18 protein-coding genes, 1 tRNA gene and 2 pseudogenes are annotated in these 21,405 nt (G+C 32.4%); 14 read left to right on the top strand and 7 right to left on the bottom strand.

Going from position 1 to position 21,405, the window contains the following annotated elements; all coding sequences use genetic code 11:
- Position 1 precedes the first annotated feature (1 nt).
- The 3 genes from ACZZZT_RS00475 to ACZZZT_RS00465 form a co-directional block, all read right to left on the bottom strand.
- Entirely contained in the window at positions 2–1,498 is a 1,497-nt protein-coding gene (locus tag ACZZZT_RS00475; RefSeq protein ID WP_463459079.1) for an MFS transporter, read from the bottom strand.
- A gap of 408 nt (positions 1,499–1,906) precedes the next feature.
- Positions 1,907–2,194: a GIY-YIG nuclease family protein gene (locus ACZZZT_RS00470; protein WP_073394820.1), complete on the bottom strand. Its 288-nt coding sequence runs from the start codon at positions 2,192–2,194 to the stop codon at positions 1,907–1,909.
- Between the two features lie 49 nt (positions 2,195–2,243).
- Positions 2,244–2,319 (bottom strand) — tRNA-Phe (locus ACZZZT_RS00465).
- 103 nt (positions 2,320–2,422) lie between these two features.
- Here ACZZZT_RS00465 and ACZZZT_RS00460 point away from each other — a divergent pair.
- From ACZZZT_RS00460 to ACZZZT_RS00425, 8 genes are all read left to right on the top strand, one after another.
- Positions 2,423–3,157, top strand: a complete 735-nt coding sequence (locus ACZZZT_RS00460; protein WP_463459078.1) for a type III pantothenate kinase — start codon at positions 2,423–2,425, stop codon at positions 3,155–3,157.
- Positions 3,150–4,376 carry a hypothetical protein gene (locus ACZZZT_RS00455; RefSeq protein ID WP_463459077.1) on the top strand — a complete coding sequence of 409 codons (1,227 nt, stop codon included), beginning with the start codon at positions 3,150–3,152 and terminating at the stop codon, positions 4,374–4,376. Before ACZZZT_RS00460 ends, ACZZZT_RS00455 begins: the two co-directional genes overlap by 8 nt.
- A 51-nt stretch (positions 4,377–4,427) precedes the next feature.
- Complete coding sequence (gene lptC / locus ACZZZT_RS00450; protein WP_042566073.1) at positions 4,428–4,979, top strand: LPS export ABC transporter periplasmic protein LptC; 552 nt, start codon at positions 4,428–4,430, stop codon at positions 4,977–4,979.
- A gap of 10 nt (positions 4,980–4,989) precedes the next feature.
- A complete protein-coding gene (locus ACZZZT_RS00445) occupies positions 4,990–5,184 on the top strand; it encodes a hypothetical protein (RefSeq protein ID WP_042566074.1) in 195 nt (64 codons plus the stop codon).
- Between the two features lie 3 nt (positions 5,185–5,187).
- Positions 5,188–6,447, top strand: coding sequence for a hemolysin family protein (locus tag ACZZZT_RS00440; RefSeq protein WP_042566075.1), 1,260 nt, complete (start codon positions 5,188–5,190; stop codon positions 6,445–6,447).
- 107 nt (positions 6,448–6,554) lie between these two features.
- Positions 6,555–8,306, top strand: a complete 1,752-nt coding sequence (locus tag ACZZZT_RS00435) for a peptidylprolyl isomerase (RefSeq protein ID WP_463459076.1) — start codon at positions 6,555–6,557, stop codon at positions 8,304–8,306.
- A complete protein-coding gene (locus ACZZZT_RS00430; protein ID WP_463459075.1) occupies positions 8,288–8,653 on the top strand; it encodes a hypothetical protein in 366 nt (121 codons plus the stop codon). The genes ACZZZT_RS00435 and ACZZZT_RS00430 overlap by 19 nt, the downstream gene beginning before the upstream one ends.
- Positions 8,654–9,060: 407 nt before the next feature.
- Positions 9,061–9,498, top strand: coding sequence for a hypothetical protein (locus ACZZZT_RS00425; protein WP_042566077.1), 438 nt, complete (start codon positions 9,061–9,063; stop codon positions 9,496–9,498).
- 19 nt (positions 9,499–9,517) lie between these two features.
- Here ACZZZT_RS00425 and ACZZZT_RS00420 read toward each other — a convergent pair whose 3' ends face one another.
- Together ACZZZT_RS00420 and ACZZZT_RS00415 are read right to left on the bottom strand one after the other, a co-directional pair.
- Positions 9,518–10,432, bottom strand: a complete 915-nt coding sequence (locus tag ACZZZT_RS00420) for a GYDIA family GHMP kinase (protein ID WP_463459074.1) — start codon at positions 10,430–10,432, stop codon at positions 9,518–9,520.
- 128 nt (positions 10,433–10,560) lie between these two features.
- Positions 10,561–11,873, bottom strand: a pseudogene (locus ACZZZT_RS00415) (hydroxymethylglutaryl-CoA reductase, degradative).
- A gap of 181 nt (positions 11,874–12,054) precedes the next feature.
- On the opposite strand from ACZZZT_RS00415, the gene ACZZZT_RS00410 reads away from it, so the two are divergent.
- The 6 genes and pseudogenes from ACZZZT_RS00410 to ACZZZT_RS00385 all read left to right on the top strand — a co-directional run bounded on the left by ACZZZT_RS00410 (position 12,055) and on the right by ACZZZT_RS00385 (position 19,353).
- The gene (locus ACZZZT_RS00410; RefSeq protein ID WP_463459073.1) at positions 12,055–14,226 is read left to right on the top strand and encodes a S9 family peptidase; all 2,172 of its coding nucleotides are present in this window, start codon (positions 12,055–12,057) and stop codon (positions 14,224–14,226) included.
- 36 nt (positions 14,227–14,262) lie between these two features.
- Positions 14,263–15,939: a peptide MFS transporter gene (locus tag ACZZZT_RS00405; RefSeq protein ID WP_073395032.1), complete on the top strand. Its 1,677-nt coding sequence runs from the start codon at positions 14,263–14,265 to the stop codon at positions 15,937–15,939.
- A 1-nt stretch (position 15,940) separates the two neighbouring features.
- A pseudogene (locus ACZZZT_RS00400) lies at positions 15,941–17,427 on the top strand (peptide MFS transporter).
- Between the two features lie 56 nt (positions 17,428–17,483).
- Entirely contained in the window at positions 17,484–17,951 is a 468-nt protein-coding gene (locus tag ACZZZT_RS00395; RefSeq protein WP_042566081.1) for a thioredoxin family protein, read from the top strand.
- Positions 17,952–18,217: 266 nt separating this feature from the next.
- Positions 18,218–18,631: a thioredoxin family protein gene (locus tag ACZZZT_RS00390; RefSeq protein ID WP_463459072.1), complete on the top strand. Its 414-nt coding sequence runs from the start codon at positions 18,218–18,220 to the stop codon at positions 18,629–18,631.
- Positions 18,632–19,137: 506 nt separating this feature from the next.
- A complete protein-coding gene (locus ACZZZT_RS00385) occupies positions 19,138–19,353 on the top strand; it encodes a hypothetical protein (protein ID WP_463459071.1) in 216 nt (71 codons plus the stop codon).
- Between the two features lie 8 nt (positions 19,354–19,361).
- Here ACZZZT_RS00385 and ACZZZT_RS00380 read toward each other — a convergent pair whose 3' ends face one another.
- Together ACZZZT_RS00380 and ACZZZT_RS00375 are read right to left on the bottom strand one after the other, a co-directional pair.
- Entirely contained in the window at positions 19,362–20,972 is a 1,611-nt protein-coding gene (locus ACZZZT_RS00380; RefSeq protein ID WP_463459070.1) for a ComEC/Rec2 family competence protein, read from the bottom strand.
- Between the two features lie 17 nt (positions 20,973–20,989).
- On the bottom strand, positions 20,990–21,397 hold the full coding sequence (locus tag ACZZZT_RS00375) for a hypothetical protein (RefSeq protein WP_463459069.1): 408 nt from the start codon (positions 21,395–21,397) through the stop codon (positions 20,990–20,992).
- Between the last annotated feature and the right edge of the window lie 8 nt (positions 21,398–21,405).

Here is a 21,405-nt window from a genome sequence, read left to right as displayed (position 1 = left end):
ATTAAAGGTGATTCGTTTTGTTTTTATTATCAATATATACCATTCCAATTACAAAGCATATCGAAGCGATTATAATAGGATACCAAAGTCCGTCAAGATAAAATTCAGGTTTTCCTGCCTCTTTAGAATGCGTCACGAAATAGGTTGAGATTGCTGGCAGCAAACCTCCAAAAATTCCGTTTCCTACATGATAAGGAAGAGACATCGAAGTATACCTGATTTTCGTTGGAAACATTTCTACCAAAAATGCCGCAATTGGTCCATACACCATCGTAACAAATAAAACCTGAACGAAAATTAAAAAAATCAAAGTCCATTCGTCATTTGTATTGATACTAATTGAAGTATTAACCTGAGCTTCTTTTTTGTTTTTAGTATACGTTTTTTTCTCTGTTAAGGTTGTGCCGTCAGTGTATGTTTTTTGAGTTGTAACTATAGAATCATTGATTTTACTGGTTTCAACAACTTGTTTTGTTTCCTGTACAATTTCAGTTTTATTTTTTAAATCAGTTGTTTCGTACATCATTTTATAAATAGGCCTGTATAATAAAACAGCGATTAACATTCCGCCCATCATAATATATTTTCGTCCTATTTTATCGCTAAGCCATCCAAAAACAATAAAAAACGGAGTTCCTAATAATAACGCAATTCCAAGTAATTCATCAACTTGGGAGGAATCAACATTCATTACCGTTTTCATAAAACTCATCGCATAAAACTGTCCAGTATACCAAACAACACCTTGCCCCATTGTGGCTCCAAATAAAGCCAGTAAAACAAATTTTAAATTATATCGGTTTCCAAAACTTTCTTTTAGAGGATTTGTACTGGTTGTACCTTCTTTTTTAGCTTTTGCAAATACAGGAGATTCGTCCATATTTTTTCGAATCAAATACGAAACCCCAACCATTACGATCGAAACCCAAAAAGGTACGCGCCATCCCCAAGAATCAAAATCTTCGGCTGAAAGCACATTTTTTGTAGCCAGAATTACCATTAATGAAATGAATAAACCAACTGTAGCCGTGGTTTGAATCCATGATGTCCAATATCCCTTTTGCCCGGCAGGAGCATGTTCTGCCACATAAGTCGCGGCACCACCGTATTCTCCTCCAAGTGCGAGACCCTGTAATAAACGAAGAATTAAAACCAATAAAGGGGCTAGAAAACCGATCGTTTCATAACTTGGAATACAGCCTATTAAAAAAGTAGAACCACCCATCAATAATAAGGTAGCCATAAAAGTATATTTTCTACCAATAATATCACCAAGTCTTCCGAAGAACAATGCTCCAAACGGGCGAACTACAAATCCTGCCGCAAAAGTGGCCAATGTAGATAAAAAAGCTGCAGTTGGGTTATCGCTTGGAAAGAATTTTGTTGAAATTACAACAGCTAAACTTCCAAAAATGTAGAAGTCATACCATTCAATCATTGTACCCATTGATGAGGCAGAAATTACTTTCCAAATGCCTTTTGTAGAAGTTTTACCCATAAAATAACTCTTGTGTTCTTATTAGTAAAGAAAAGTATAAAGTATTATTTTACGAATATAAAAGATATTTTTTTATTTAATTGATACTTTTTTAACAAAATCATATAATTGTTTAATTTACACTTTTTGGTAATTGAATGTTTACAAATTGGGGTGTTTTTTTACCGCTAAGGCGCAAAGAAAAAGCGCAAAGTCCGCAAAGATTTTATTAAGCTCATATAAAAGCAAAGGTTCGCAAAGCTTTGATAATTAGCTTTGCGAACCTTTGCGTAAATCTTAGCGTTTCTTTGCGGTAAATTTTATTAGATTTTGGAATTTTCCCAAAAGTTATTAAAAACAAAAAACCCACTCAGGTGAGTGGGTTTTGGTGGTACCTCCAGTCCCGAGGCTTCGGGAGAACCAGGGACATTATGGTTTTCTTTTAGACAAGATATCTTTTAAAATAGAAGGATCTGCAATTATTTTGTTATTAAAAGTTTTACTTTTCATTCTTTTAATAAATTTTTCTAAATAAACAGCTTCTTCTCTGTCAATACAATCGACGGTTAAAACAATTTTCCAATCTTCAGCTATTTTGGTAAATGAGTTTGAGTAAAAATGGTTTTGATGTTTCTCAATTCTACTTTCTAAATCGTTGGTTTCGCCAATATAAAATTTTTGAGATGAATCTGAGTAAAGAATATATAAGTAATGCATTTGTAGAAAGTATTAAAAACAAAAAACCCGAATATTGCTATTCGGGTTTTGGTGGTACCTCCAGGGATCGAACCAGGGACACATGGATTTTCAGTCCATTGCTCTACCATCTGAGCTAAGGTACCGTTGTGCGGTTAATGCGGGTGCAAAGATAGAATCATTTTTCGTTTATCCAAAACATTTTTTAAAAAAATCAATTCGTACCTTCGCATTGGTAAATAAAAAAATATGGTTTTAACTGTTGATGTTGGAAATACTCGAATTAAAGCGGCTGTCTTTGAGGGAAGTAAAGTTCTTGAAAATTTTGTTTTTGAGAAAAATGAGCTCGAAAAAAAAATTGAAGAAATTTTAAAAAAGTTTCCAAATTGTTCTGATTTGGTTGTTGCATCGGTTGGAAACATCGAAAAACAATCTTTTTTGACTTTCGAAAAAGAACTCAATATTCATTTTTTAACGCATGAGGATGTTTTTCCCTTTATAAATAAATATGCAACGCCAAAAACTTTAGGAATCGACAGAATGGTTTTGGCGGCAGGGGCAACTTTACAATTTCCAAAACAAAATAGGTTAGTAATCGATGCGGGAACTTGTATTACCTACGATTTTATCGACGAAAACGACAATTATTTGGGTGGAGCTATTTCTCCGGGCCTGCGATTACGTTATGAAGCTTTGCATAATTACACGGCCAAGTTGCCTTTGCTGGCTTTAGAGTTGCCTGATTCATATATAGGAAACTCGACCCAACAAGCCATTCATTCTGGAGTTGTTAATGGTTTCGTCTATGAGATTGACGGTTTTATCGATGAATATCACGCAAACTTTTCAAATTTTATAATAATTTTAACGGGTGGCGATGCAGAATTTTTGGCTAAACGATTAAAAAATACCATATTTGCCAATTCAAATTTCCTTCTGGAAAGTTTGAACCAAACATTTCAATATAAAATCGACAATGATTAAAAAAATTATAATAAGTGCTTGTTTACTTATCTCGTTCGTTTCATTTGCTCAGCAAGGTACTTCGTCACCATATTCTTTTTACGGAATTGGAGAATCAAGATTTAAAGGAACCCTTGAAAACAGATCGATGGCCGGGGTTGCAGTAGAACAGGATAGTATTCACTTGAATATTGAAAATCCGGCAAGTTATGCCAGTCTTGGACAAACGACTTTTACAGTTGGAGGAACTTTTGGAACTAATAATATAAAAAGCAGCACTGAGTCTTCAAAAGCGCAAAGATCAACTTTTGATTATTTAGCATTAGGGATTCCAATGGGTAAATTTGGAGCCGGTTTTGGTTTGGTGCCTTTGTCTTCTGTAGGGTATAAAATTTCAGATCTAAACCCGACACAAGGAGGAGTAAACAGTCAGCTTGAAGGAAAAGGTGGCGTAAACAAAGTTTTCCTTGGTTTAGGTTATAAAATTACACCAAAATGGAATATTGGAGCAGATGTACAATATAACTTTGGTAAAATTTCAACAACTACTATAGAAGCCGTTACCGGAGTTCAAAGTGCTACAAGAGAAACCAATGCTTCTGAATTATCAGGTGTGAATTTTAATATTGGTACAATGTATCAAACTAAAATTGATAAAAAATTAAATCTATATACTAGTTTAAATTACACTTTTGCAAGTACATTAACTTCAGACAGTTCAAGAATTATTGAAGTTGACGGAGATCCGGATGATGTAACCGGTGATCCTGTTGAAAATACGTTGAAATTGCCAAACAAAATAACGTTTGGTGCAGGTGTTGGAGAAGCCAGAAAATGGTTGGTAGGTACAACAATAGCTTTTCAGGGCGATGGAAAACTTAATAATTATTACAACTCAAGTGATAATGTTCGTTACGAAAAGTATTCTAAATATGCAGTTGGAGGATATTATGTGCCAAATTACAGCTCTTTTTCAAGTTATTTTAGCAGAATCACTTATAGAGCAGGTCTTAAATTTGAAAAAACAGGATTAATAGTAAATAACGAATCAATTAATGATGTTGGAATGTCTTTAGGTGCAGGTTTTCCAATTACAGGAACTTTTTCAAACGTAAATTTCGGAATCGAGTTTGGTAAAAAAGGGACAACATCTGCAGGTTTAGTTCAGGAAAACTATTTAAATTTTAGCTTAAGTTTCTCTTTTAACGATAAATGGTTCGTGAAAAGTAAATTCAATTAAGCATAAGGTTTAGGTTTTTTTAAGCTCACTACAATTTACTACATTTGGCAAATGAATTTACCAAAGAGATATATAATAAACGCTGTCACAGTTTTTGCTGTGACACTGTTTTTTGGATGCGAAAGTAATTTTAAAGAAGTTCAGAAAATTAACTTTTCAGAGTTTGTTCCGGGAAGTGATGCTGATACTGTCGATATAAAATATACAGATTCAGGACGCATAACCGGAGTTCTAAAAAGCCGAAAAATGCTCGATTATTCTAATCTTGATTTTCCATTTACAGAATTTCCTGAAGGGATTGATGTTACTTTGTATGATAAAAATCAAAAGCGTACTTTTATAAGATCCAATTATGCTGTTTCATATAAACAAACTGGGATTATTGATTTGCAGGGAAAAGTAAAAATTACCTCAGAAACAGGTCAGATGTTAGAAACAGAACAGTTGTATTTTGATCAGAAAAACGAATGGTTTTATACCGAGAGAAAGTTTAAATTAACAGATGCAAAAGGAGTTTCGTACGGGCAGGGAATTGACTTCAGCAAAGATTTTAAAGTAATAAACTCACAAAGAGTAACCGGCGAATTAGAAGCCGAAGAATAAAATAAAGATTATGGGCATTTTAAAATACACACAATACCTTTACTTAATAATTGCAGTTGCGTTTATTTATGACGGAATTACAAAGTTAAATGATCCTACCGGAAATCCCTGGTTGAGCTTTTTGATTGCCGCAGTGAGTGTTTTTATGTTTTTCTTCAGAAGAAAATATGCTAAAAGATTTGATGATCATTATAAAAAACAATAAAAAATGGAAATTAGTATTATAATACTATGTTTAATACTATCAGCCTTTTTTTCAGGAATGGAAATAGCTTTTGTTTCCTCCAATAAAATTTATCTTGAAATAGAAAAAAAGCAAGATAATTTTCTTTCTCAAATCTTAACGAAACTTACCCAAAATCCGTCAAAATTTATTGCTGCTATGCTTATTGGCAACAATATAGCTCTTGTAGTTTACGGTTTTTTTATGGGAGATGTAGTCCTGAAATGTATTGCTCATTTAGGATATCAGTTTTCAAATATTACCAGTTTATTGGTTCAGACCGTGATTTCTACTTTTGTAGTTTTGATAACGGCTGAGTTTTTTCCCAAAGTTTTTTTTCAGATTTATGCCAATTCCCTGATTAAGATTTTTGCTATTCCGGCTTATTTGTTTTACAGGTTGTTTTATTATATTTCGACTTTTTTCATCTGGATTTCAGATTTTATTTTAAGAAAGTTTTTTAAAACAGAAGGCGATCAGGTTCAATTGTATTTTAGCAAAATAGAGTTAGGAAATTATATCACCGAACAAATGAGTTCTGTAGAAGAAAATGACGAAGTCGATTCAGAAATTCAGATCTTTCAGAATGCTTTAGAATTTTCGGGTGTTAAAGCGCGCGATATCATGACACCTCGTACGGAAATTGTTGATATTGATATATTTGCAGGTGTTTCAGAGCTTAAGGAATTATTTATTGAAACAGGTTATTCTAAAATTGTAGTAAGCCAAAACTCACTTGATGATATTGTCGGCTACGTGCATTCTTTTGATTTGTTTAAAAAGCCTAAAACAATTAAATCGGTTTTAATGACGGTTGAGTTTGTGCCTGAAACAATTTCAATAAAAGACGCTTTAAATTTGTTAATCAAAAAACGAAAAAACGTTGCCGTTGTTTTAGATGAACATGGTGGAACTTCGGGAATTATAACAATAGAAGATATTGTAGAAGAGCTTTTTGGTGAAATTGAAGATGAACACGATTTAGATGAAGAATTAATAGAGCAGGAGCTTGGTGACGGTCAATATTTGTTTTCGACACGTTTAGATGTTGAATATTTAAATGAAACATATAAATTAGACATTCCTGAAGAAGATTCTTACGGAACATTAGGTGGTTTTATCGTGAATTCTACAAAAGAAATACCTCAAAAAGGAGAAAAAATCGTGATTGATCACTTCCATTTTGTGGTTGAAGAAGCGTCAAACAAGAAAATTGAATTGGTAAAAATGACGATAAAAGAGTGATTTTTTCATTAATTAAAAAAAATGTCGAAAATAAAACACTAGTTGTATTGTTATTAACTAGATAATTGTATTTTCGCAAACTGAATATAAAATTAACGATAATAAAAATGGCAGTTTTAGCAAAAATTAGACAGCGTTCCGCTTTATTGATAGGAGTTATTGCACTTGCATTATTTGCATTTATAATACAAGATCTTTTCACAAGAGGAAGCTTCGGTCAGAGTTCAAAAGATGTAGGAAGCATCGATGGAAAAGATATTTCATTTGAAGACTTTAGAGTTAAAGTTAGTAATGTTGAAAAAAGTGGGCAAGGAATTACTTCCACTGAAGCTGCAAACAGAGTTTGGGATCAAGAGGTTTCAATCGCTTTATTGTCATCTCAGTTTGACAAATTAGGATTGAGAGTTGGAGAAAAACACCTTTTGGAAGTTTTAAAAACTGACCCGAACATCGGTAAAAATCCAATGTTTTTAAACGCAGCAGGCGCTTTTGACGTAGCTAAATTTAAAGAGTACTTTAAAACAAATCCTGAAGCAGCACAATATATTTCTGCAAAAGAAAAAGATGCTGAATTAAACGCAAAATTCCAAATCTACAATACATTAGTAAAATCAGGTCTTTACACAACTGCTAGTGAAGGGAAATTGAAATATGAAATGGAAGCTAATAAAGTAAACTTTGCTTATGCTGCCGGATTATATTCTTCAATTAAAGATAGTGATGTAAAAATTTCTGATGATGAAATTGTTGATTATATGAAGAAAAACGAGAAAAAATTCAAAGCGGATGAAACTCGTGAAATTCAATATGTTTTAGTTGAAGACAAAGCTTCAAAAGAAGATGAGGCTGAAATTAAAGCTAAAATTACTGCTTTATTAAACGGAAGAGTAGAATATAACGCAAAAACAGGTAAAAACGATACTTTGCCAGGTTTTAGAAACGCAACAAACATTGCCGAATTTGTAAATGCAAATTCTGATGTTCCTTACGATTCTACATATGTAGCTAAAAATAATTTACCTGCAGTTGATGCTGATAAATTATTCAGCTTGCCTGCCGGAGCGATCTACGGACCTTATGTTTACGGAAGATATTATGCTATATCTAAATCTTTAGGATTTAAATCTGGTGTTAATGCAAAAGCAAGTCATATTTTAATTGGTTATGAGGGATCTCAAACTCCTAACGCAAAAGAAAAAAGAACAAAAGAAGAAGCTAAAGCTAAAGCTGAAGGAATCCTGGCTCAGGTTCAGGCAAATCCTGATAGTTTCATGATGTTGGCTTTTACAAGTTCTGATGATTCATCTGCACAACAAGGTGGTGATTTAGGATATTTTGGTCCAAACCAAATGGTAAAACCATTCAATGATTTTGTATTCAATAATGGAATTGGAAAAGTTGGTTTAGTTGAAACTCAATTTGGATTTCACATTATCAAAATTACAGATAAACAAGACGGAATTCGTTTAGCTACAATTGCTCAAAAAATCGAGCCTTCTGAAGCTACTTCTGATAAAGTATTTACATTAGCAACTAAATTCGAAATGGACGCTGCTGATAAAGATTTTAACGCAACAGCAAAAGCTTTAGGTTTAAAAGTTGCTGCTCCTGTAACTGCAAAAGCTATGGATGAAGCGTTTGGTCCTTTAGGGAATCAACGTAACATTGTAAGATGGGCATTTGACAAGGAAACAAAAATCGGTGATGTAAAACGTTTTGAATTAGCTAATATTGGTCACGTAATCGCACAATACAAAAGCGAAAACAAATCAGGTTTAGTATCTGTAACTGTTGCAAGACCTTATGTTGAGCCTATCTTAAAAAACAAGAAAAAGCAGAAATGCTTAAAGCTAAAATGACAGGTTCAAATCTTGAAGCTATTGCTAAGAGTGCCGGAGTTGCTGTTCAACAAGCTACTGATGTAACTTTGGATAATCCTGTTTTACCTGGTGGAGTTGGGCAAGAGCCTAAAGTTGTTGGAACTGCATTTGCTTTAGGAGCAAATAAAGTTTCTGCTCCAATTGAAGGAAATACTGGGGTGTATGTTGTAAAAAACATTAGTACAGTAAAAGCTCCTGCAATTGCTAACCATGCAGAATATGTTGCAAAAATAAAAACTCAAACTGCATCTGATGCAAGCAGAATTTTACCAGCGTTAAAAAACAATGCTAAAATTGAAGATAACAGATTGCAATTTAATTACTAGTTTATAGTAAGTAAATAAAAAAATATAAAACCCGAAATGTTCATTTGAATGTTTCGGGTTTTTTTATGCGTTTAAGTTTTTAAAGTAATTTTTAGTCAAATTTTTAAAACTAAAACAAGCAATTTCTCGTATGTTATTCTGAACAAGAACTGTAATTTATAAATTGCTTTAATTAGGAATTAAATGTTTTTTTGTTTCCGTTAATTTAGACAAAATCAGAATTATTTTGTAATAAATACATGCCTATTTTTGATAGTTCTATAGGAATAATCGAAATATAATTTAAAAAATTTGTGATATTCAAAATATTGCAGTTTATTTGTCGAAATTTTCAACATAAAATACCAACTAAAATTCCAAAACAAGAATGAGTAAGTACTTTAATAATCAGGCATTTAATTTTTGTTATGTTTAAGTTTTTGTTTAGAAGAAAAGCTAAAGTATACACCAAAATTGAGAATCATATTTTTGGGATAATTACCGAGCTTTTGAAGGTAAGCAGTACTGACATCAATGTTGATGAATTGGGAGGAAAGTATTATTTAAGTAATGAAGAACAACATTTCAAGGTTACGATATTGAGTAACGATTATGTTATCAGACTTACTAATACTCGTGATTCTGTTGCTGAAAAATACGATAAGTTTTTTGTCGAAGATGTTTTAAAAGCGGTAAAGGAAGAGAAACATCGCAGAATGGAACTAGTTTATGATTCTATTACAAATAGTATAGAAAAAATGGCAGAACGCCTGCATAATACTCTTATAGAATCTAACGAACAAGAAAACCAAAAAGTACGCCGACTTGAAACCTCTAAACAAGTTAGGAACAAGAAAGTAAATTAATAAATTGCAGAGAGATAATTTACACTTGTAAAATCATTTCATCATAAGTCAAAATAGTTTCGTATCCTTTCGTAGTAAAATAAGCTTTTGGATCTTCTTTAGAAATTACCATTACAAAATCGCCGCCCCAAGCCCCAAGACTTTTTATTACACCATTAAAATCAGAAAAAGCTATTTCTTTGATTGTTCTTGTTTCCAGGATATTACTTAAATGAATTTCATGTTTTTCTACTGCTAGCGCAAATTCTTTTAGAGTCTTGGCATTTAAAATAGTGTCTGTGATTTTATTGTTTTTAGCAACATTGTCTGCTAAATGTTCGTTTCGGTTATTATAGTAAGCTTTTATTGCTGATTTGCTGTTTTGTTTTTTATTCAAATAAACGAAGTAAATGTTTTCTTTAAAAGCCGGATTAAAAACTACCGGTTTCACAGCATTATTTTCAACCTGATATAAAATAGGAGTATTATTTTGTGCGCAGGCAATATCATATCCGCTGCCTCCAAAACTGTTATTAAGTAAAGTAAACGCATTTATTTTTGCCCATTGCGCAATATTATTTATTAAGGTAGAGGAAGTACCCAATCCCCATTTTCTGGGAAATGTAAGATGTGTACTTACTTTAAATCCTTTAGAATTATTAATAAAATCAGGATTTAATACATAAGCTTCGTGTAGAATATTGATTAAAGTTGTTTTTACAGTTTCTGATTCCGGAATGGTTTTGTTTATAATTTCAGAAAACGAAATAACATCTTCAAACCAAAGATGATCATCATAGTCGTAACTTTTCCATTCTATTGTCTGGTCAGTTCCTTCTGCTATAATTAAATCCTGACCAAATTTTGTGGGCAATGCAAAAGCATTAGCGCCGTCTAAAACAAGATATTCTCCGGAAATTAAAAGTTTTCCATTACTGTAAAAGGTTGTTTTCATTCTATAATTTTTTCAAGGAAATTCCAATCTTTTATCCCGAAGCCTCGGGACTAAATTCCAATTATTGTAGGGAGTTGGAATTTGGGATTTTTATTTGGAAACTATAATTTTTGAAATTTATTAATCAATTATTTTCTTATATTCTCAATAAATTCAACTACCGCACTATGCGAAACGGTATTTTTTTGAAATGAGCTTTAATTAAATGGCGTTCTTCTTCGTTGGCTTCAAATTGGTTAATGATATTGTTTAAATGCATTTTCATGTGTCCTTCCTGAATTCCGGTTGTAGTTAAAGAACGTAAGGCAGCAAAATTTTGCGCCAAACCTGCAACAGCAACAATTTGCATTAATTCTTCTGCAGAAGGTTTTTCGAGCATTTCAAGACATAATTTTACTAAAGGATGTAACGAAGTTAATCCGCCAACGGTTCCTAAAGCAAGTGGGATTTCTAACCAAAAAGTAAATATTCCGTTTTCGATTTTAGCATGTGATAGACTTGCATATTGGCCATTACGTGATGCATAAGCATGTACACCGGCTTCTACAGCTCTAAAATCGTTTCCTGTTGCCAAAATTACGGCGTCAACACCATTCATTATCCCTTTGTTGTGTGTTACGGCTCTAAAAGGCTCAACTTCGGCAATTTGTACTGCCTGAACAAAACGTTCTGCAAAATCCTGTGGATTTGTAATGTGTTTCTCGGTTAAATCTTCAATTGGGCAGGAAACTTCGGCGCGAACAAGACAATTCGGAACATAATTAGATAAAATGCTCATAATTACGTTGATCGCTTCTTCTTCTAAAAACAAATCAGAATTTTGAAACTCCTCTTTTAAAGTCGTTGCAAATTGTTCTAAACAAGAGTTGATGAAATTTGCACCCATGCTGTCTTTGGTTTCAAAAGTAGCATGAAGCTGAAAATAATTTTCTAGTAAACTTCTTTTGTCTTTTAATTTAATATCTAAAATTCCACCGCCACGCTGTTGCATGTTTTTGGTAATGCTTTGCGTTTCTGAGAAAAACTTAGGTTTTATTTGGTCAAAGAAAGATTGTAGTTTTTCTGCATCTCCATTGAAAGTAAAATGAACCTGACCAATTTTTTCGGTGTTAATAACTGTTGCTTTAAAACCACCGCGAGTTGCCCAATATTTTGCTGATTTTGAAGCAGCAGCCACAACTGAACTTTCTTCAATTGCCATTGGAATGGTTTTGTATTTTCCGTTGATTAAAAAATTGGGTGCAACGCCAAGCGGAATATAAAAATTAGTAATCGTGTTTTCTATGAATTCATCATGTAGCTGTTGAAGCTTTTCATCTGAATTCCAGTAATTTCTTATTATATTAAGCGCTTCTTCGGGAGTAGAAAAGTATTCATTGGCGATCCAGTTTATTTTTTCTTTTTTGGATAATTTCGAAAATCCGGCAACAGCATTGTTCATTTTCAGTATTTTAAATAATAATGTTGCGGCAAAGATACCAATTTAAGAGTTTTGTTTATAATCTATTTAAAATTGAAAAATACGCAATCGTTATTTTTTTTAACATTTAACACTTAAAATGTGTATTATGTTTATTTTTTTCACTAAAATTGGGCTCTTTTTTATATTTAAATTAATTCAAATGAATACAAGTAAAATTACTGTTATACTTTTGTTTTTAGTTGCTACGGTTTTTGGGCAACAAAAAATTACTGTTGAGAATATTTATGGTGGAGCATTTCGTGCCAAAGGAATGGATGAATTGCAATCTTTGAAAAATACAGACCAATATACTGTATTGAATGTTGACCAGGCTAGCAGAAGTATGCAAATAGATTTATACGATTTTGCAACGCTTAAAAAAGTGTCTAATTTAATTGATACCAAAAATCATAAGGAATTAGCAGACGGAATTGACAGCTATACTTTTGATGCATCAGAAAAAAAGATTTTAATTGCTTGTAACACGAATCAAATTTTCCGCCACTCTTTTACTGCAGATTATTTTTTATATGATATTGCTTCTAAATCATTAACGAAGCTTTTTGATTTTCAGGTTCAGGAACCAACTTTTTCTCCTGACGGAACTAAAATCGCTTATGCTAAAGAAAACAACCTTTATGTTTATGATGTAGCTTCAAAAAAATCAACAGCGGTTACTACAGATGGAAAGAAAAATGCAGTTATCAACGGTATTACGGACTGGGTTTATGAAGAGGAATTTGCTTTTGTTCGTGCTTTTGACTGGAGTAAAGACAGTAAAAAATTAGCTTATATTCGTTTTGACGAAAGTGCCGTTCCGGAATTTTCAATGTCAATCTTCAAAAAAGACTTGTACCCAACAGTTGAAACATTTAAATATCCTAAAGCCGGAGAAAAAAATTCTGTAGTTTCATTACATATATATGATGCGGCTGCAAATGCAACTAAAAAAGTTGATTTAGGAAATTATAATGATTTTTATATTGCAAGACTAAAATGGACAAATGATAACAATACATTGTCTGCTCAGGTTTTAAACCGTCATCAGGATAATCTTGATTTATTGTTTGTAGACGGAACTACAGCTGCTGCAAAAGTGGTTTTAAACGAAAAAGACAAAGCCTATGTTGATGTGACAGATAACTTAACTTTCTTAAAAGACAACAGCTTTATCTGGACAAGCGAAAAAGACGGTTTTAATCATATTTATGTTTACGACAAAACCGGAAAACTTAAAAATCAGGTTACAAAAGGAAACTGGGAAGTAGTGTCTTACTACGGTTTCGACGAAAAAAATAAAACTATTTTCTATCAATCTACAGAAAATGGTTCAATCAACAGAGATATTTACAGAATTGGTTTAGACGGAAAAAATAAATTACGTTTAACTTCAAAAGTAGGAACAAGTGCTGCTACTTTCAGCCCAAATTTCCAATATTTCATTACTACTTTTTCTAGTAATTTAGTACCAACGACTTATACTTTGAATGAGTCAAAAACCGGAAAAGAAATTCAGGTTATCGAAAATAATCAGGCTCTTGCTGATAAATTGAAAGGATACAGTCTTCCTGCTAAAGAATTCTTCGTTTTAAAAACAGCAAAAGGGAACGAACTTAATGCATGGATTTTAAAACCAAAAGATTTTGATCCTTCAAAAAAATATCCTGTTTTCATGTACCAATATTCTGGTCCGGGATCTCAACAAGTAAACAACGACTGGAACAATACAGATGATTATTGGTTTTTATCTCTTACTCAACAAGGTTATATTGTAGCTTGTGTTGATGGTAGAGGAACTGGTTTTAAAGGTGCTGACTTCAAAAAAGTAACACAGAAAGAATTAGGAAAATACGAAGTAGAAGATCAAATTGATGCTGCAAAAGTAATTGGAGCTTATTCTTATGTTGATGCTTCAAGAATTGGAATCTTCGGATGGAGTTATGGAGGTTTTATGGCTTCAAACTGTATTTTTCAAGGAAACGACGTGTTTAAAATGGCAATCGCTGTTGCTCCGGTAACAAACTGGCGTTTTTATGACAGTGTTTACACAGAAAGATACATGCAGACTCCACAAGAAAATGCAAGTGGATACGACCAAAATTCTCCGATAAATCACGTTGATAAATTAAAAGGTAAATTTTTATTGATTCATGGTTCTGGTGATGATAACGTGCATGTGCAAAATTCTATGCAAATGATGGAAGCGTTGATTCAGGCGAATAAACAATTTGATTCTCAGATATATCCAGATAAAAACCACGGTATTTACGGCGGTAAAACGAGAATTCAGCTTTACAACAAAATGACTAATTTTATCAAAGAAAATTTATAGTACAACTTTATCAACCTTAAATAAATAGTGAATAATATGGAAGAAACTCAAGTGAAAACGGCGCATCCAAAGGGACTGTGGGTTTTGTTCGGGACGGAGATGTGGGAGCGGTTCAATTTTTATGGAATGCGGGCTTTATTGACTTTATTTCTTGTAAACTCATTATTAATGAAAGAAGAAGAAGCCTCGCTGATTTATGGAGGTTTTCTTGGACTTTGTTACCTGACGCCAATGTTAGGAGGTTTTGTTGCCGATCGATTTTTAGGTAACAGAAATTGTATTCTTTTAGGTGGATTATTGATGGCAATTGGCCAGATGTTATTATTTACCAGCGGAAGTATTTTTGAGGCGAATCTGCCTTTGGCTAAAATCATTATGTATTCTGCTTTAGGTGTTATTGTTTTTGGTAATGGATTCTTCAAACCAAATATCTCGAGTATGGTGGGAAGTTTGTATCCAAAACAGGAAAAAACAAAACTGGATACTGCTTTTACTATTTTCTACATGGGTATTAATATCGGTGCTTTTTTAGGACAGTCTATTTGTCCTTTGTTAGGAGATGTTAAAGATTCTGGAGGAATTAGAGATATTCACGCTTTTAGATGGGGTTTTATGGCAGCTTCTGGTGCTATGCTTATCGGAACTGTTCTTTTTTACTTCTTAAAAAATAAATATGTGGTTTCTCCTGAAGGAAGACCATTAGGAGGTTTACCTTCTAAAAATGTTGCAGAAGATTTTGAGGAAGGAGAAGCACAAAAAGCAAATTTTTCTAATAAAGCTTTAACTATTGCGGGAATTGCATTTATCGCTTTAGGTTTCTTTTTTCATTATGTTGTAGGTCAGAATTTAATTTATACTTTGATTTATTCCAGCGGTTTGGCTTTGGCCGGATTAATTATTTCGGATACGTCTTTAACAAAAATTGAAAGAGACAGAATTATTGTAATTTACATTGTCTCGTTCTTTATTATTTTCTTCTGGGCCGCTTTTGAACAAGCCGGTTCATCTTTAACTTTTATTGCTGACAATCAAACAGACAGGCATTTCTTTGGCTATCTAATGCCTCCATCAATGGTTCAGATTTTCAACGGATTATTTGTGGTTGTTATGGCTGTGCCTTTCAGTATTTTATGGGATACTTTGAGAGCAAATCAAAAAGAACCTATTTCTCCTGTAAAGTTAGCTGCCGGACTAGTGATAATCTGTATTAGTTTCTTTATGATTGCCACTCAGGTTTCTTATATCGGAACTTCAGGACTGTTATTAGTAAAATGGCTTATCTTATTATATTTCTTAAATACATGTGCTGAGTTGTGTTTATCGCCAATTGGTTTATCATTGGTAGGTAAATTGTCTCCAAAACGTTTTGCGTCATTATTATACGGAGTATTCTTTTTGTCGAATGCCTCTGGTTATGCTTTAGGAGGAACTTTGGGTTCTATCTTGCCTGCAACCGGAGATAAATTTGCAAAAGCAAAAGAATTAGGAATTGATCTTCAGGCGGTTTTAGATAATAAAATTACACCAACTGCAGAACAATTAGCCTTGTTGGATAAACACCAAATTAGTGCTCATAATCACTTTTTTGCCGGATTTGAAATTCATAATTTATACGAGTTTTTCATGGTATTTGTTGTTCTTACAGGACTTGCAGCAATAATTTTGTTTGCTTTAACTCCTTTCTTGAAAAAAATGATGCATGGAGTTAGATAAGATGGAAAACAATACAATTACATTAGAACAGATACAGGATTTTAAAGGCAAATACCCAAAGCAATTATGGTATTTGTTTTTGGTTGAAATGTGGGAGCGTTTTTGCTTCTACGGAATGAGAGGGGTTTTAGCTTTTTTTATGGTAGACCAGTTAGGTTTGCTTGAAGGAAAAGCAAATCTTCAATACGGAGCTATTCAGGCTTTTGTTTATGCTTTTACTTTTATTGGTGGTATTTTTGCTGATAAAATTTTAGGTTTTAAAAAGTCATTGCTTTTTGGTGGAATCGTAATGATTTTGGGGAATTTGCTAATAGCGGCTTCTCCGCATGATTTCTTTTACTACGGAATTACTTTGTCTATTATTGGTACCGGTTTTTTAAGCCAAATGTGTCTTCAATGGTTGGTGAGTTATATCATGAAAATGACGGACGAAGAGATGCAGGTTATGGAATGTTCTATGCTGGTATTAATATCGGCGGAATGTTGGGTGGTGCAATTCCTATTTATTTAGGAAAAAACTATTCGTGGAGTCTATGTTTCTTATCTGCAGCAATTGTAATGATTATTGGAGTAATTACTTTTCTTTTAACGAAAAAGCATTTGGCGCCAATTGGGAATTCACCTCTTGAAAACCAACCTGCAAAAAAACGTAATCTTTATGAAATCGCAGTTTATGTGGGTTCTATTGTAGTGATTCCGTTAGTTTATATAATGGTTATCAATTCTGATTTTACAGAATATTTTATGTATACGATTGGAATTGCCGCACTATTGTATTTCTTATATGAATTGTTTCAAATAAAAGACAGAAAACAACAATACAAATTATTGGCCGCTTTCATTTTTATCTTCGGATATTTTATGTTCATGGCTATTTCTGAGCAGTCAGGAGGTTCATTGTCTCTTTTTGCTAAAGATAATTTATCAAGCAAACTATTATGGTTTAATATTGATCCAAACGTAGTCAATAACAGTATCAACTCATTATACGTTATTATCTTTAGCCCATTAGTGGGATTATTGTGGATCTTTTTATACAAAAGAAAAATTGAGCCGAATACAGTTATTAAATTTGGATTTTCGTTTATACTATTAGCTGTTGGTTTCTTTATATTTTATAGTGCCAGATTTTTTGTTGATGCAAATGGGCTAAGTTCTTTAGATTTATTTGCGTTAGGATATTTGGTTTATACACTTGGAGAACTTTGTATCGGACCAATCGGAATGTCTGTAATTACCAAATTATCTCCAAAAAGATTGTTTGGTATGATGATGGGGCTTTGGTTTTTATCAAGCGCATTCGGGCAATTTGCAGCCGGAAAACTAGGTTCAGAAATGTCAAATGCTAATACAGGAACGACTTTAATGTCTAAACTTATTGCTTATACAGATGGGTATTATCAATTGGCTATATATGCACTTGTTGCAGGTGTTGTTTTAATTGTAACAACGCCTTTAATTAAAAAATTAATGCAAGAAGTAAAATAGACGACATTTACCGATTCTTTTTTTGTTTAAATTTGTAAAAAATTAAAACGCCGACCATGAAAAAAATATTTTTAGTTGCCTTTTTTGTATTAGGAGCATTTACTTCTCAAGCTCAAGAGTTAAAATGGTATACAGATGTAAAAGAAGCCATTACTGTAAGCAATAAGGAGAATAAACCAATGCTAATGTTTTTTACAGGAAGCGATTGGTGCGGATGGTGTATTCGTTTGCAAAATGAGGTTTTGAAGACAACTGAATTTCAGAAATGGGCAAAAGACAATGTTGTTTTAGTAGAGTTGGATTACCCACGAAGAACTCCGCAAACTCCTGAAATAAAAAATCAGAATAATGAGTTGCAGCAAGCTTTTGGTATACAAGGGTTTCCGACTATTTATTTTACCAGCGCAGAAGCTAAGGATGGTAAAGTAAATTTTAAAGGACTTGGACAGACCGGATATGTTGCAGGTGGACCATCAGCCTGGCTGGCAGTTGCGGAAGGAATTGTACATCCGAAAAAATCTTAAGCGAAAATTTTATTCAATAAATAATTTTAAAAAACTCCCTACAGTAATGTAGGGAGTTTTTTTGTTTAGTAGGAAAAGTTTTGATTTGCATTTTTGGAAATTATTATTTTATTATTTTATTGGTATTAAAAAAACATATAGTGTATTTTTTGTATTAATAAAACTTGTAAAATTAAAATATTATGTTAATTTCGTCATGCTAATCTAACCAAACCTATTACTATGACTAAAAAATTACTTATCCTACTCGTTTTTTTGGATCATTTATGTTACATTCTCAAAATTTAGTCTGGAGAACAAACATGACTGATGCTATCGCTATAAGCAATGAGCAAAATAAACCAATGCTGATTTTGTTTACTGCCTCTGGTGTGCCGGATAATCTTCAAAATGAAATCTTCAAGACGCCTGATTTTGCGGTATGGTCTCGTGATAATGTTATTCTTGTTAAATTGGATTTATCCGATATTAATGCTTCTGATAGCGATAAAGAACAAAACGTAAGACTTAAAAATGCTTTTGGTGTTGTTGAATTACCCGAAGTTTGTTTTGCAAGTGCTTCTGTTAGAAAAAACAAAACGACTTTTAGTGCGTTAGGAAAACTTGCCTACAAACCCGGCGGTGCAAAATCCTGGATTTCTGAGTCAAATTCGATTTTGCATCCCAGCGAAAGCGAATAATAAAACTTTTTAATTACTTTCTAAATTTAATTTGTAGTAATCCCTTTTCACGACAGGTGAAAAGGGATATTTTTTTGCCTGTTCCGGCAATTTAATGTAACGACATTTGCTATTTAAAGCTCGGTTTTTTTTCAAATTGCTATTTTTTTATCAATTTATTGGTGATTTCCTTTTTATTAAGACTTCGTTAACTTTTTAACTCCGTCAGGATTGTTTTTTAGCGTATTTATGTTAAATTGGTTCAATTATTATAACCAAACCTTATTTTTTATGACCCAAAAATTACTTATCCTACTGTTTTTTTTAGGTTCGTTTTTTATGCGATCACAAGGCCTTGTCTGGAGTACAAATCTGACAGATGCGATTGCAATAAGTAATGAACAAAGAAAACCATTATTGATTTTTTTACCGCCTCAAATGCACCGGAAAAAATTCAAACTGAAATTTTTAATACGCCCGATTTTCTAAATTGGTCGAATAAAAATGTTATTTTAGTAAAACTTGATTTGTCTGATACTTCAGCATCTCAGAGTGCAAGAGAGCAAAATGTTTCCTTAAAAAACGCCTTCGGTATAGATGAGTTGCCCCAAGCTTGTTTTGCAACCGCAGCTATGAGAACAGGAAAAACCAACTTTAATTCCTTAGGAAAAATTGGTTACAATTCAGGAGGTGTAAAAGCATGGATTGCTGAATCTAATTTGATTTTGAATCCGGAGGAATAGCTAAAATTTTAATTCAAAGTATAGTATCCCTTTTCGCGTGTTGCGTGAAAAGGGATATTTTTTATCAGGCAACTTGTCCTCCAGCATTTTTGGATAGAATTTGAATTTGTTGCATCTGCCACTACGACTTTTGGTTTTAATTTCTGTAAAATACGATCCAAATTTATTTTGGGTGATTGTGTTAAAATAATAATATCCGGTTGAATTTTATCTTCATAAATACCGGTACTATCTATTAAAAGGATCTTTTTGCCATTAAAAAACAAAAGATTCCTAACGGTTTTTATTTCTTTCAAAGTGGCAAAATTTCCAACTAAATAAGCATCGGTAATGTTGTTTTTTGTTTCTTTTTTTAGAAGGCTGTCATTTGTAAAAATGGAAACATTTTGTCCGGTTCTTTTTGTAATAATTGTTTTTTTTGCTGTATTAAAAACAATTAATTCTCTTTGGTTTTCGGTTTCTTTTTTAGTGTAAACAAATGAAATTTGCAGTAAAATAAAAGTAAAAAGAAACGCAATTAATTTACCGAAACTTGGTTTTTTGAACCATATTATCACTGTTATAGTTACTAAGGAAAATGTAAGCAGATAATAAGAATTGAAACAGATATTTCTAATTACAAAAGAATCAAAAGATGCGACATAATGAATGATAAGGTTTAAAAAATAGATGCTTTTTTCGAAAATTTGAACAATAAATAATGGACAACTTTGAAATACAGAAATCACCATAACAATAATTCCTGCAATCATTATAAAGGATAAAACAGGCAAAATGAGAATGTTGGTAACAAAGAAAAGCCCCGGAAACTGATGAAAATAATACAAGCAAATAGGAAAAGTACCTATTTGTGCTGCGAATGAAACGGTTAAGGCTTCCCACAGATAATTGACGATTTTATTTTTAGGAGTCCATATATTTTTGAATAAAGGCTGAATCCATACAATAGAAAATAATGCAATGTAACTTAACTGGAACCCAACATCAAATAGGAAATAAGGTTCAAAAAGTAAAATCAATAAAACGGAAACAAGTAAAGTATGATAAGTATTAGTACTTCTATGTAAATGATTGCCAATGGCAATAAAAGAAAACATAACAACTGAACGTAAAACGGGAGGCGAAAGTCCTGATACAATACCAAAAAGCGCGAGTGAAATTATAATGACAACTAGTTTTGTAAAAGAACCTTTTTTTGTGTTGGGAATTGGTTTTAAAATAAAAAGAATAAATATCATTATAAAACCTACATGTAGCCCTGAAACTGATAAAACATGTGTAGCTCCTGAATATTGATAATCCTTAATAATATCGGCTGAAATTTCTTGTTGCTGTCCTAAAATTAATGCCATTGCAACATCCATTTCAACTTTATTGAAATTTGCTTTTTCAAGATTACGAATTATTCTTGTGTTTAATCGTGAAGCATAAAACCAAATATCTTTTTTGATTTTTCTGTTAATGTTAATCGCTCCTTTTGATGTATAGATTTGTGCATAAATTTGCTTGTTTGCCAAATATTTACTGTAGTCAAACTGATTTGGATTTTTGGATGGACTATTGTGGTATAAAATTGTTTTTACCTTTATTTTGTTTCCAATAATAAGAAGGTTTGGCAAACTGTCTTTTTGTACGTTTATGATAATTCTCCCCGAATATTTTTTTGGTTAATGCTATTTACAATCGCAATATATCGATCACTATAATCATTGCTTTTGATTTTTTCTCGAAGTGTCAGAGTTATGTAGTGCTCACTTTTAAAAGCGTTTTCGTAATGTGTATAATTAGATTGCTTGAGAGAATCGGTATTGATCAGGAGAGTCGTAATTCCGACACAAAATGAAAGGTAAGTAGTGCTTATTCCAAAAAGATTATTTGCTTTTTTGCTCTTTTTTGAGAGGAAATATAAGATTGAAATTAAAGATATGCCGATACTAAGAGCTATTGTAGCTATTGCAATTGAAGGCTGCCAAAAATAGCAAACCAAAATTCCTAAAATAAAACTGATGGTAATTTTAACCAAAGGAAAATCTAATACTTTCATGATCTAAA

The sequence above is a fragment of the Flavobacterium sp. AC274 genome (assembly GCF_979258275.1).
This window is presented reverse-complemented; position numbering and strand designations above follow the sequence as displayed.

Excerpts from the sequence above, each read along its gene's own strand:
- ACZZZT_RS00475 (WP_463459079.1), bottom strand. The coding sequence starts at position 1,498 with ATGGGTAAAACTTCTACAAAAGGCATTTGGAAAGTAATTTCTGCCTCA.
- ACZZZT_RS00425 (WP_042566077.1), top strand. The coding sequence starts at position 9,061 with ATGTTTAAGTTTTTGTTTAGAAGAAAAGCTAAAGTATACACCAAAATT.
- ACZZZT_RS00440 (WP_042566075.1), top strand. The coding sequence starts at position 5,188 with ATGGAAATTAGTATTATAATACTATGTTTAATACTATCAGCCTTTTTT.
- ACZZZT_RS00470 (WP_073394820.1), bottom strand. The coding sequence starts at position 2,194 with ATGCATTACTTATATATTCTTTACTCAGATTCATCTCAAAAATTTTAT.
- ACZZZT_RS00405 (WP_073395032.1), top strand. The coding sequence starts at position 14,263 with ATGGAAGAAACTCAAGTGAAAACGGCGCATCCAAAGGGACTGTGGGTT.
- ACZZZT_RS00445 (WP_042566074.1), top strand. The coding sequence starts at position 4,990 with ATGGGCATTTTAAAATACACACAATACCTTTACTTAATAATTGCAGTT.
- ACZZZT_RS00435 (WP_463459076.1), top strand. The coding sequence starts at position 6,555 with ATGGCAGTTTTAGCAAAAATTAGACAGCGTTCCGCTTTATTGATAGGA.
- ACZZZT_RS00430 (WP_463459075.1), top strand. The coding sequence starts at position 8,288 with ATGCTTAAAGCTAAAATGACAGGTTCAAATCTTGAAGCTATTGCTAAG.
- ACZZZT_RS00375 (WP_463459069.1), bottom strand. The coding sequence starts at position 21,397 with ATGAAAGTATTAGATTTTCCTTTGGTTAAAATTACCATCAGTTTTATT.
- ACZZZT_RS00395 (WP_042566081.1), top strand. The coding sequence starts at position 17,484 with ATGAAAAAAATATTTTTAGTTGCCTTTTTTGTATTAGGAGCATTTACT.
- lptC (WP_042566073.1), top strand. The coding sequence starts at position 4,428 with ATGAATTTACCAAAGAGATATATAATAAACGCTGTCACAGTTTTTGCT.
- ACZZZT_RS00420 (WP_463459074.1), bottom strand. The coding sequence starts at position 10,432 with ATGAAAACAACCTTTTACAGTAATGGAAAACTTTTAATTTCCGGAGAA.
- ACZZZT_RS00410 (WP_463459073.1), top strand. The coding sequence starts at position 12,055 with ATGAATACAAGTAAAATTACTGTTATACTTTTGTTTTTAGTTGCTACG.
- ACZZZT_RS00455 (WP_463459077.1), top strand. The coding sequence starts at position 3,150 with ATGATTAAAAAAATTATAATAAGTGCTTGTTTACTTATCTCGTTCGTT.
- ACZZZT_RS00460 (WP_463459078.1), top strand. The coding sequence starts at position 2,423 with ATGGTTTTAACTGTTGATGTTGGAAATACTCGAATTAAAGCGGCTGTC.
- ACZZZT_RS00390 (WP_463459072.1), top strand. The coding sequence starts at position 18,218 with ATGTTACATTCTCAAAATTTAGTCTGGAGAACAAACATGACTGATGCT.